The following is an 11,503-nucleotide window of genomic DNA, read 5'->3' as shown; positions in this document are numbered from 1 at the left end:
TCCGCGAAGAAAACGCCGCCGAGCGCATAATCCGCCGTTTCGGCGGGCAGAGCGCGCTCGCGGCGCTGCTCGGGCGGCGCCAGAGCACGATCGAGCACTGGGCGCACACGGGGCGGATCCCGGCCCAGTGGCACCAGCCCCTCATGTCCTTAGCGCGCCAGAGAGGTGTCATCTTGGAACCACGCGACTTCACGGCCCCGCAGCCCCACCCTATAGCGCCGGCGGACGGCCGCCTCGGCGTGCTGCTCGTCGGCCTCGGGGCGATTTCGTCGACGCTGCTGGCGGGCGTCGAGCTGGCGCGGCGAGGCCTGGGGCAGCCGATCGGGTCACTGACCCAGATGGGGACGATCCGTCTCGGCAAGCGCACGGAGCACCGGACACCGCTTATCAAGGAGTTTGTGCCGTTGGCCGGCATGGACCAGCTCGTGTTCGGGGCGTGGGACCCGTTTCCGGATAACGCCTACGAGGCGGCGATCCGGGCCGGGGTGCTGCAGCGCCACGAGCACATCGAGCCGGTGGCGGACTTCCTGAAGGGCATCGAACCGATGCCGGCGGCCTTCGACCAGTACTACGTGAAGCGCCTGGATGGCCCGAACGTGAAGCGTGGCCACTCGAAGCTCGAGCTGGCAGAGGCGATCCGCCAGGACATACGCGACTTCAAGTCGCGCAATGCCTGCGACCGCCTGGTCATGATCTGGTGCGCCTCCACCGAGATATTCATGGAGGAGAGCGCGGCGCACCAGAACCTGGAGGCCTTCGAGGCCGCACTGGAGTCGAACGACGAGACGATCGCCCCCTCGATGCTCTACGCCTACGCCGCCCTGATGGAGGGCGTGCCGTTCGCGAACGGCGCCCCGAACCTGACGGTGGACATCCCGGCAATGGTGAAGCTGGCGAACGACAAGGGCGTGCCGATCTGCGGCAAGGACTTCAAGACCGGCCAGACGCTGCTCAAGACGGTAATCGCGCCCATGCTGAAGGCGCGCATGCTCGGTGTCAGCGGCTGGTACTCGACGAACATCCTCGGCAACCGCGACGGGGAGGTACTGGACGACCCGGAGAGCTTCAAGACGAAGGAGGAGTCCAAGCTCGGCGTGCTCGAGTACATCCTCCAGCCGGAGCTTTACCCGCAGCTCTACGGGGACGTCTATCACAAGGTGCGCATCAACTACTACCCGCCGCGCGGCGACAACAAGGAAGGCTGGGACAACATCGATATCTTCGGGTGGCTCGGCTACCCGATGCAGATCAAGATCGACTTCCTCTGCCGCGACTCGATCCTGGCGGCGCCGCTAGTCCTGGACCTGGTCCTCTTCCTTGACCTGGCGAAGCGGGCGGGGCTGAAGGGCATCCAGGAGTGGCTCTCGTTCTATTTCAAGAGCCCGCAGTTCGCGCCGACGGTTTATCCGGAGCACGACCTCTTCATCCAGCAGACGAAGCTGAAGAACACGCTGCGCTGGCTGATGGGCGAAGAGCAGATCACGCACCTTGGCATGGAGTACTACCAGGAGGAATGAGGCCCGCCCGCCAGAGGCGGGTAGGCTTGTCCGGCGAGGCGGCCGGGGCCGGAAGGGCGGGCGGGGGACGGCGTTTCGCGCCGGCCAGCCGTCCGCTAGGCGGCGGGAAAGCCCGGGGCCTGCTTGATCGCCTGGACCTGCCGCGTGTGGTCGCCGTCGTGGACGCGCTGGAAGAGGAACCACGCGCGGCAGTTCAGCTCACCGAACCAGGGGTGCGGCGCCGTAGCGTCGAGGCGCTCACTTCCCGCTAACGCCTCGACCGTGGCCAGCAAGCGCCGGCGCGCCTCCTTGAGGTCGTGCAGCAGAGCTTCGAGTGACGCGCCTTCGCGCTCTCGCAGGCGTCCGATTATCGTCCCGGGACCGGGATGGCCGGCCGCGAGCTGGAGTATCAGGCGGGTGACGTCTTCCTCTTCGAAGATCACGTGCCGCAGGACGTCCCTCACGGACCATCCGGCTTCGCCCTCGCCCGGCGGCTGGAAGGCGGCCTGTGCTTCCGAAAGTGGCTCGACCTCGGCGATCAGCGCAGCCCGCGCCTCCTCGACGGCAGGTCGCAACTCGGCGAAGCCCTTTGCTTCGGCCTGCCCGAGGAGATAGCTCCGGACGCGTTGGCGGACGTCCTCGGCGGGCCCCGTCACGGCGGGAACCCGGGCATGGCCTTGATCTTCTCGATCTGCCGCGCGTGGTCGAGGTCGTGGATGCGCTGGAAGAGGAACCAGGCGCGGCAGTTGAGCTCGCCGAAAAACGCGTGCGGCGCCGTGGTGTCGAGGCGCTCGCGGCCCTCTACGGAGCCTACGGCGTGCTCGAGCGCGAAGTCTGCAGCCTGGAGGTCCCTCACCAGGTCGGCCAGCGACGCGTCCGCGCGGCCGACGAGGCGGCCCGGCGTGCTGCCGCGCGCGGGGTCGCCGAGGGCGAGTGCGCGTACCCGCAAGGCGACGCCCTCCTTTCCCTGGATGACGTGGCGCAGGACTTCGTGGATCGACCACGCGTCCTCCCCTTCGCCACCGGGCGGCTTGAAGCGGGCCTGCTCCTCGCCGATGCCGTCCAGGGCCGCATAGAGGGCGTTCCTGCCCTCCTCGACGGCAGGGCGCAGTTCCGCGAAGGTCTTCTTTTCCGCCTGGGACACCAGGTAGGAGCGAATGCGCTCGCGTTCCGTCTCGGCCGTCATCAGCGGCAATTGTACTCGCGGGCGGAGCGATGCGCGCGGCAGTCGCATGTGCGGCCAGCGCGGCGCCGTGGCCGCTGCGCGGATGGCGGTTTGGGCAGCCGCCTCTAAGCCCGCTTGCGCGCGAGGTAGACGCCGGCGCCGAGGAGTGCGATCACGGCCGCGGCCGTGAGGGCGCCGATGGCGATCACGAGCGTGTTGCCGTCGCCGCCGCCAGCGTCCGGCGCGCGGGTCTGCGGCCCGCCGGCCGGCTCAGGAGTCGAGCCGCTGCCAGAGCCCTGGGCGCCGAAGGGCACGATGGTCGGCAGTGTCCCGGCGCCGCCGGTGTTGCCGCTCCCCTGAGTCGTGACCTCGGGCAGGCCAACGCTCTTCCGCCACTGGTTCTCGAGTCCGAACTGGTCGAAGCCGTAGACCTTACGCAGGGCGTTGTTCAGCGTGTCGTTGCGCAGAGACTGAAAGAACTCTCTGAACTTGTCGTCGCCATACGTCCGGACCAGGTAGCTCACGATCGAGCCGGACTGGGCGTAGAAGAGGCTGAAGTCCGTGCCGCTGCGGGTCGACTCCCCAAGGCTTTCGATCGGTATGGGTCGATTGCGGCGGATGGCCAGGTCGAGGGCCTGCTGCCAGCCGGGGCTGAGGGCTCGCTGTGAGTACACGGCCAGTCCTTCGTTGAGCCAGGTGGGCACCGGCACGATGAAGCCCCGGCTCGCGCGCCTGACCACGACATGCACGATCTCGTGCCGGACGGTGTCGAGCGTCTGCTCGTCCCTCGCCACGAGGGCGGTGTCGGCCGCGACGACCTGGCCCTCGAGGATTCCCGCGCGGGCGCTGCTTCCGGCGGCCGCGTCCTGAAGGTCGCGGGGGTTGGCGTAGACCCAGACCTTGATATCGAAGTCGATTACGGTGCCCAGGAGGGCCGCGAAGCGGCTCGCGGTCTCGTTCGCGGCCTGAAGGATGGCGTCGATGGTCTGGTCACTGCCTGAGTAGGAGTAGGCAGTGATGCGGCCGGAGGACTTCGACTCCCAGCGGAAGCGGGTGTCCATGTACTGAGTCGTCTGGGGCGCGGTCGTCAGGCTGCCGCCGGCCTGATCTCGGACCTCCCAGACGTACTCGACGGTCGCGCCGGGCACCAGGTAGCTAGCCTCGGTGTTGCCTACCTGGGCGGTGCAGTTCGAAGAAGCGCCGGGAGTGCAGGTCGCCCGGACGGTGGCCTGGATGGTCTCGGGCAGGACGCGGTACTGAAGGCGCGCCTCCGCGATATCGCCGCGGGCGGCGACGAAGATGTTGAACTGCAGCCCGTTCGGGAAGCGGTTCTGGATGCTCTGCGAGATGGCCTCGATACCTTCGGCCTGGGCTGTCTTCAGGGCAGGCGATGGCGCAAAGAGCGCCGCGGCGAGCGAGAACAGGGCCAGGCTCAGGAGGCGGAACAGCATTACGCGCGCTCTCCGGCAGGCTGCTTCTCACCCATGGTCTGTCTGAGGTACGCGTGCATGAAGCCGTCGAGATCGCCGTCCAGCACGGCGGCGGCGTTCGACGTCTCGTAGCCGGTGCGGTGGTCCTTCACCAACTTGTAGGGGTGGAGGACGTAGCTCCGGATCTGGTTGCCCCAGCCCATCTCGACGTGCGCTCCCTTGATCTGCGCCTGCTCCTCGGCGCGGCGCTCCAGTTCGCGCTCCAGCAGACGCGCCTCCAGGACGCGCATCGCGAACTCCTTGTTCCGGCTCTGGGAGCGCTCGTTCTGACAGGTGACCACGATCCCCGTGGGGATGTGCGTGATGCGCACTGCCGTGGCCACCTTCTGGACGTTCTGGCCGCCGTGGCCGGACGAGTGAAAGATGTCGATCCGCAGGTCATTGGGATCGAGGTTGACCTCGACCTCATCGTTCGCCTCCGGCATGACTTCGACGAGGGCGAAGGAGGTGTGGCGGGACTTGGACGCGTCGAAGGGCGAGATGCGCACCAGGCGGTGTACGCCGCGCTCACTGCGCAGCCAGCCGAAAGCGTTCTTGCCGCGTATCTCCACCGTCGCACTCTTGATCCCGGCTTCCTCTCCGTAGGTAGTGTCGAGGACTTCGGCCTCGAAGCCGTGCGACTCGGCCCAGCGGAGGTACATGCGCAGCAACATCTGGGCCCAGTCCTGCGACTCCGTGCCGCCAGCGCCGGCGTGCACGGCGAGGATGGCGTTGCGTTCGTCGTAGGGGCCGCTGAAGGCGAGCTCGTACTCGAGCTTGTCCAGCTCAGCGGCCAGCGCCGCGACCTCTTCGTCGAGGTGGTCGAGGACCTCGCGGTCGCCTTCAGCCTCGGCCAGCTCATAGAGGTCGAGGGCTTCCGAGACGCGCCGCTCGAGGCCGCGCCAGGTGTCGATGGTGCCCTTGATGGAGGCCAGGCGGCGCATCTTGGACTGTGCGGCCTGCGGGTCGGACCAGAAGTCTGGCTGGAGGGACTGCGCTTCGAGGGCGCTGGCCTCGGCTTCGAGGGAGGCTATGTCAAAGACGCACCAGGGCGTGCGAGATGCGTTCTTTCAGTTGCTGCAAGCTGTCGCGGTCCGCCAAGGTGCGCCTTTCTAGAGAAGTGCTCTGACTCATTCTAACAAGCCCGTCAGGTAACCCGAGCGGCGTCCGACCGCGGGGTGGGAGCCCTCTGATAGACTCTGGCCGCCATGGTGCAAGGGCAGACGGACCCTTACCTGCGAATCATCGAAGAAGGCTTGCGGCCGGCGGCGGCGAGGCGCCTGCGTGTCGTGATCGCGGGCGCTGGCATGGCCGGGCTGAGCGCGGCCCGCGAGCTGGCGCGCGCTGGACACGAAGTTACGGTGCTCGAAGCGCGGCAGCGCGTCGGCGGCCGGATCGAGACGCTGCGGGCGCCGTTCAGCGAGGGGCTCTACGCCGAGGCTGGCGCAATGCGCCTGCCGCGCTGCCACCACCTCACTATGGCCTACGTCGCGAAGTTCGGGCTGGAAACGGCCCCATTCACGTCCTCGAACCCGGACGCCTACGTGCACATCGGCGGGGTCAGGCAGCGCTACCGCGAGTTCCGAGGCGACGACTCCGTCCTGGCGCTCTGGGATGCGGCCCTGGCGCCCTTTCGCGAGCGCCTGGCCGGTAACGCCGGCGCCTGGGCGCAGATAGCGCTCGAGTACGACGAGTTTTCGGTGCGCGAGTTCCTCGACTCGCAGGGCTGGCGCGAAGATGACATCGAGCTGTTTGGCCTTCTCTCACAGCAGGAGGCGCTCATGAACTCCTCCTTCCTCGAGCTGCTGCGCGAGGAGGTCGGCGGGTATTACACCGACCTGGTGGAGATCGTGGGCGGGATGGACCTGCTGCCGCGCGCCTTCCTGCCGGAGCTGGGGCCGCGCATCCGTTACGGGGCCGCCGTGGTCGCCATCGACCAGTCACCGGACGGGGTGACGTTGCACTACCGGACCGCGGCCGGCCGGGCCTCGGAGTCGGGCGACTATGCCATCGTGACGCTGCCGTTCCCCGTGCTCCGGCACATCGAGGTCCTGAAGCCTTTCTCCTCCGGCAAGCAGCGCGCCATCCGTCAGCTTCATTACGACGCCTCGGCGAAGATACTGATGCAGTTCCGGCGCCGGTTCTGGGAGGAGGACGAGGGCATCTTCGGCGGCGGTAGCGTCAGCGACCTTCCGATCCGCGCCACTTACTACCCGGACCACGGGCGCGAGACGGGCCGCGGCGTCCTGCTCGCCAGCTACACCTGGGGCGACGATGCCCAGCGTTGGGGCTCGCTGCCCCCGGACCAGCGCATCACGGAGGCCCTGGAGGACCTCGCCCTGCTCCACCCATCTGCCCCCGCCGAGTTCGAGGTCGGCGCTTCGAAGGTGTGGCACGACGACGAGTACGCGGGCGGCGCCTTCGCCCTGTTCGACCCCGGCCAGCAAACCCGCCTCTACAAGGACATCGTGGCGCCCGAGGGCCGCATCTTCTTCGCCGGCGAACACGCCTCGCTGTACCACGCCTGGATCCAGGGCGCGATCGAGTCGGGCCTCCGGGCGGCTTCGGAGATCCACGCGCTCAGCTTCAGGAGCTGACGGGCCAGCCAGCGCAGCTACCGGGCCCCGTGGCCGTGACCGCGCGGCGTACCTCCTGCCCGTCGGCAGCGCCGGACCTGGACGCTTCTTTCGGGAGCCGGGTGCGGCGCCGTGCCCCGCCGCGCGCACCGGCCGCGGACGCACTGCAGAAAGGATGCCCCGGGCCGGCCGCTACCGCTCCTGATGCTCGCCCTTACGGCTCGAGCTTCTGCCTGCGCGCCCACCCGACTACCTCGCGGACGGACTCGCGCACGATATCGACGATGCGGTCGACCTGGTCAGCGGTGATCACGAGGGGCGGCGCGAGCAAGTAGCTGTCGTTGCGGTTACGGCTGATGAGGCCCCGCTCGCGGCAGGCGGCGTTCAGGCGGCCGCCGATGTTGAACTGGACCGGAAAGGGCCGGCGCTTCTCCTTGTCGTCGACAAGCTCCACACCGGCGATCAGGCCGAGGCCGCGCACGTCGCCGACGCCGTCCTCTTCCAGCAGCGGCCGCAGGCCTCGAAGCAGCCGTTCTCCCATGACGGCGGCGTTTTCGACCAGGCCTTCGTCCTCGATGATCTGCAGGTTTCGCAGCCCCACGGCGCAGGCGGTGGGATGGGCCGAGTTCGTGTAGCCGTGCATGAAACGGATGTCCGGCGGCGCCTCGAGCATGGTCCGGTGGATTTCCTTCGAGACGATGGCGCCGGAGAGGGGAATGTACGCGCTCGTGACTGCCTTGGCGAAAGTGACGATGTCCGGTTGGACGCCCCAGTGCTCGAGGGCGAACCACTTGCCGGTCCGCCCGAAGCCGGTGATGACCTCGTCGGCGATGAGCAGTACGTCGTGGCGGTTGCAGATCTCGCGCAGCTTGGGGAAGTACTCGGGCACGGGGGGGATGACTCCGCCCGCACCGTGCACGGGCTCGGCGATGATGGCCGCGACCGTATCGGGCCCCTCACGGATGATCGTGTCCTCGATGGCCACTGCGCAGTCCAGGCCGCAGCCGGGGTAGGTCTTGTTCCACTCGCAGTGGTAGCAGTAGTTGGTGCCGGCGCGGATGAAGGTCGGGTCGAGCGGGCCGAAGCCACGCCAGAAAGGCGGCATGCCAGTCGCGGCGGTCGTCGCCAGGGTGCCACCGTGGTAGGCCTCGCGCCGGGCGATGATCTTCACCTTGTCCTGCTTACCGCGCAGGAAGTGGTAAAAGCGCGCCAGTTTGAAGGCGACCTCATTGGCCTCGGAGCCGCTGTTCGCGAAGAAGACGGCGTCCATGTTCGGATAGCTGAGCTCGCAGAGCTTCGCCGCGAGCCTGATCGCATGCTCGTTCGAATACCCGGCGTAGCCGTTGGCGAAGGCGAGGCGCCCCATCTGCTCGGCCGCGACCGCGGCAAGCTCCTTGCGCCCGTGGCCCACGGCGACGTTCCAGAGCGAGGAGAGGCCGTCGATGTACTGGCGGCCGCGCACGTCCGTGAGGATGGCGCCCTCCCCGTGGTCGAAGATGACGGCGTTCTGGTGGTCGGCCTGGTGGTACTGGGGATGTAGCAGGTGGGCGATGTCTTCCTGGACCAGGCTGCGGTACTCGCTGTCGTTCATGCCTGCCTCCCTCGCGGCGCTCCGTGTGCCATGCACCATGCTACAAGCGGGCGCGATGGGCAACCCGGGATTTCACGGCCACCGGGCCCGGGCTAACATCACGGCATGGAGCGCCTGACCCTCACCGCTATCAGCTTTGATGCCGACCGCGCCCTGGAGGACGTGCTGACGCACGGCGGGCGCATCCTACTGATCGCCGTCATCGCCTTGATCGCTGTTACCGTCATCTCGCGCCTTATCGGGCCACTGGTACGCGTGGCGGTGCGGGAGCAAATGGCCGGACAGCCGCCCGTAGAGGTGCAGAAGCGGATCGACACGCTCACGCACGTGACCTATCGGACCACGGTCGTGGTCGTCTTCCTCATAGCGTTCCTGATGGCGCTGCCCGAGCTAGGGTTAAACGTCGGGCCGCTCATCGCGGGCGTCGGCATTTTCGGCCTGGCCGTGGGCTTCGGGGCGCAGAGCCTGGTCAAGGACGTGATCACGGGCATGTTCATCCTTCTCGAGAACCAGTACTCCCGCGGCGACGTGGTCACGATTGCCGGGGCTACCGGCCTCGTGGAGGACATCAACCTGCGCCGGACAGTGCTCCGGGACCTCGATGGCGTGGTGCACTTTATCCCGCACGGCGAGATCAAGACAGCGAGCAACCAGACGAAGGGCTTTTCCCGCGTTAATCTCATCGTGTCGGTTCCCTACAACGCGGACATCGACAAGGCGTTCGAAGTGATAAACAAAGTCGGCGAGGAGATGGTCCGCGACCCCGCCTGGGGGCCGCGGATCCGCCAGGCCCCGCGGGCGCTGCGCATCGACCGGCTGGCGGACGCGACAGTCGAGATACGGGTCCTGGGCGAGACCGAGCCGATGGAGCAGTGGCCGGTAAAGGGCGAGCTGCGGCGCCGACTGCGTCTTGCCTTCGACGCGGCTGGCATTCGCCCCGCCGGTGTGCGCGAGTCTGGCCCGCAGGCGCCGCCACCGGCGCCGGGGGCCGGGCAGGCTACCTCATAGAGGGGGACAGAACGAGAGGGCCCCGGCCTCGTGGTCATATGTGCCCAGGCCGTGTTCGGCTGGAGGCCAGGCGCGGGCTGGAGGCGGCGGCGCTGCCGCCTTCCGTAACCCTCCCAGGGCTGGGTTAGAATCTGGCAAGTCTACCGCAGCAGGGGGAGAGGCTATGCCCTGGGCCGATATCAATGGCATCCGCATGTACTACGAAACGCATGGCGAAGGCGAGGCTATTGTCTTTGCCCACGGGGCGGGCGGGGACCACCTGTCCTGGTGGCAGCAGGTGCCGTTCTTCCGCAGCCGGTACCGCTGCGTGACTTTCGACCACCGTGGCTTTGGCCGGACCGCGGACGTGGAAAACGGCCCCGGCGCGAACGCCTACCCGGAGGACCTGCGGGCGCTGATGGACCACCTGGGGATCGAGCGCGCCTACCTCGTGGCGCAGTCCATGGGTGGTGGCACCTGCATGGGGTTCACGGTCGCCTATCCGGAGCGGGTCAAGGCGCTTGTCATGGCCGACACAACGGGCGCGATGTCGGATGAGACGCTGACGCAGATGCGCCAGCAGTTCCAGGAAAGCCAGGGCCAGCCGCAGGGCCTCGCCGGCCGCGCTTACGCCCCGGAGCTGCGCGTGGAGCGGCCGCACATGGCCTTCTTGTACGACTCGATCATGGCCCTGAACCCGCCGCGCCCCCAACCAGCCGGCGAACGCGACGCCCGCTACGTCGCGACTACCGAGAAGCTTGCGGCGCTGCGCGTGCCGGTGCAGTTCGTGGTGGGCGAGAAGGACGCGATAGTCTCGCCGCAGATCATCAGGCACGCCGCTTCCTTGATACCGGGCGCGCGCTTCGCCGAAGTCGCGGGCGCCGGCCACAGCGTCTACTTCGAGAAGGCGGACGCGTTCAACGAGATCGTCGCCAGCTTCTTCGAAGCGGTAGAGAGGGCGAGCGCCAAGTGAGCGCCGCCGGGGCTGCTGTCGAGCGGCCGCCGTCATTCACGGCCCGCGTCCTGGTGTGCTCGATACCGGGGCTCGTCGTCCTGAGCGCGGCCTTCCTGGCCGTCCAGTCGCTCAGGGCCTGGGGCGCGGCGGAGATCCTGCAGTTCCCGGACTGGACCCCGACTGTGGCAGGCCTGATCGCGGTCTTCGCCACCGGCACGCCGAACCTCTTCCTGCTGCGCGGCCTCGTCCGGCTTACGCGCCGGCCGGTTAGCGTCTCGGCCTGGCAGCTGCCCTTCGCGGCCCTGACGTCGGCGGCCTTCGCGGCGCTCAACGTCCTGCTGGCCCTCCGCCTGCCGAAGGAGTCCTCCTATACGCACTTGCTGGAAAACGGCGAGCCGGTGGTCACGGCCGGGGCGGCAGTGGCATTTGCTGCCGTCGTTGGCTTCGTGTCCCTGGTCCTGGTGCAGGCTTCGGCCTTCCTCATGCAGTCTGCCGTGCAGTCGAACGCCGGCACGCGGTTCGACAAGTCCGGCCGCGAGCCGGACGCCATAGGCGCCCTCCTCGCCAGGGATGACGGGCGGGCCCTGTAGCCCCGGCGCCCTTCGTCCCCCGCGCACGAAAGCCTGCTTGCGCTAGGTTGGGGGACATGACGGTCTACATCGGGACTTCCGGCTGGCAGTACAGGCACTGGCGCGGGGCGTTCTATCCGCCCAGGTTGCCGCAGCGCGAGTGGCTGGAGCATTACGCCGCGCGCTTCCAGACGGTGGAGGTCAACAACACGTTTTACAGCCTGCCGCGGCGCGCCGTCTTCGAGGACTGGTGCGCCAGGACCCCCGAAGGGTTCGTCTTCGCCCTGAAGATGAGCCGCTACCTGACCCACTTGAAACGCTTGCGCGACCCAAAGGACCCGGTCGACCGGTTCATGGAGGTTGCGCGCGGACTCGACGGCAAGCTGGGGCCCGTGCTGCTGCAGCTGCCGCCGCGAATGAAGGCCGATGTGGCTCGTCTCCAGGACGCACTGCAGGCGTTTCCTCGGGCCGTGAGGCTCGCCGTGGAGTTCCGTGACGACTCCTGGCGCAGGGAAGACGTACGGCAGGCGCTCGCCGACCGGGGCGCCGCCCTCTGCCTCGCCGACAGGGGCGAGGCGTTAGCGACCGCCGACTGGAAGACGGCGGACTGGGGTTACGTCCGCCTGCACTGGGGCAGGGCGTCGCCTCAATCGTGCTATACGCAAGAGTGCCTGGGCGTTTGGGCGCGCCGCCTC

Annotated in this window: 11 protein-coding genes; 6 read left to right on the top strand and 5 right to left on the bottom strand. The window is 68.1% G+C overall.

Going from position 1 to position 11,503, the window contains the following annotated elements:
- Nucleotides 1-143: 143 nt before the first annotated feature.
- Entirely contained in the window at nucleotides 144-1,517 is a 1,374-nt protein-coding gene (locus VNN10_02690; protein ID HXH20909.1) for an inositol-3-phosphate synthase, read from the top strand.
- Between the two features lie 95 nt (nucleotides 1,518-1,612).
- Here VNN10_02690 and VNN10_02685 read toward each other — a convergent pair whose 3' ends face one another.
- From VNN10_02685 to prfB, 4 genes are all read right to left on the bottom strand, one after another.
- Nucleotides 1,613-2,152 (bottom strand): DinB family protein, encoded by a 540-nt coding sequence (locus tag VNN10_02685; GenBank protein HXH20908.1) that lies wholly within the window; start codon nucleotides 2,150-2,152, stop codon nucleotides 1,613-1,615.
- Entirely contained in the window at nucleotides 2,149-2,682 is a 534-nt protein-coding gene (locus tag VNN10_02680) for a DinB family protein (protein ID HXH20907.1), read from the bottom strand. Before VNN10_02680 ends, VNN10_02685 begins: the two co-directional genes overlap by 4 nt.
- A gap of 104 nt (nucleotides 2,683-2,786) precedes the next feature.
- Nucleotides 2,787-4,112, bottom strand: a complete 1,326-nt coding sequence (locus VNN10_02675; GenBank protein HXH20906.1) for a peptidase MA family metallohydrolase — start codon at nucleotides 4,110-4,112, stop codon at nucleotides 2,787-2,789.
- A protein-coding gene (gene prfB / locus VNN10_02670) for a peptide chain release factor 2 (GenBank protein HXH20905.1) occupies nucleotides 4,112-5,264 on the bottom strand; the annotation gives its coding sequence in 2 pieces (ribosomal slippage) (nucleotides 4,112-5,167 and nucleotides 5,169-5,264; 1,152 coding nt in all). The genes VNN10_02675 and prfB overlap by 1 nt, the downstream gene beginning before the upstream one ends.
- A gap of 74 nt (nucleotides 5,265-5,338) precedes the next feature.
- Here prfB and VNN10_02665 point away from each other — a divergent pair.
- Nucleotides 5,339-6,727, top strand: coding sequence for a flavin monoamine oxidase family protein (locus VNN10_02665; protein ID HXH20904.1), 1,389 nt, complete (start codon nucleotides 5,339-5,341; stop codon nucleotides 6,725-6,727).
- Between the two features lie 193 nt (nucleotides 6,728-6,920).
- Here VNN10_02665 and VNN10_02660 read toward each other — a convergent pair whose 3' ends face one another.
- On the bottom strand, nucleotides 6,921-8,297 hold the full coding sequence (locus VNN10_02660) for an aspartate aminotransferase family protein (protein HXH20903.1): 1,377 nt from the start codon (nucleotides 8,295-8,297) through the stop codon (nucleotides 6,921-6,923).
- Nucleotides 8,298-8,402: 105 nt separating this feature from the next.
- On the opposite strand from VNN10_02660, the gene VNN10_02655 reads away from it, so the two are divergent.
- The 4 genes from VNN10_02655 to VNN10_02640 all read left to right on the top strand — a co-directional run.
- Nucleotides 8,403-9,305: a mechanosensitive ion channel family protein gene (locus tag VNN10_02655; protein ID HXH20902.1), complete on the top strand. Its 903-nt coding sequence runs from the start codon at nucleotides 8,403-8,405 to the stop codon at nucleotides 9,303-9,305.
- Nucleotides 9,306-9,468: 163 nt separating this feature from the next.
- The gene (locus VNN10_02650) at nucleotides 9,469-10,257 is read left to right on the top strand and encodes an alpha/beta hydrolase (GenBank protein ID HXH20901.1); all 789 of its coding nucleotides are present in this window, start codon (nucleotides 9,469-9,471) and stop codon (nucleotides 10,255-10,257) included.
- Nucleotides 10,254-10,829 (top strand): hypothetical protein, encoded by a 576-nt coding sequence (locus tag VNN10_02645; GenBank protein ID HXH20900.1) that lies wholly within the window; start codon nucleotides 10,254-10,256, stop codon nucleotides 10,827-10,829. The genes VNN10_02650 and VNN10_02645 overlap by 4 nt, the downstream gene beginning before the upstream one ends.
- Before the next feature lie 56 nt (nucleotides 10,830-10,885).
- A partial coding sequence (locus VNN10_02640; protein HXH20899.1) for a DUF72 domain-containing protein occupies nucleotides 10,886-11,503 on the top strand: 618 nt, incomplete at its 3' end.

Source organism: Dehalococcoidia bacterium, assembly GCA_035574915.1.
Classification (GTDB): domain Bacteria; phylum Chloroflexota; class Dehalococcoidia; order DSTF01; family WHTK01; genus DATLYJ01.
The sequence above is the reverse complement of the archived record's forward strand: the minus strand, read 5'-3'. Positions and strand labels throughout refer to the sequence as shown.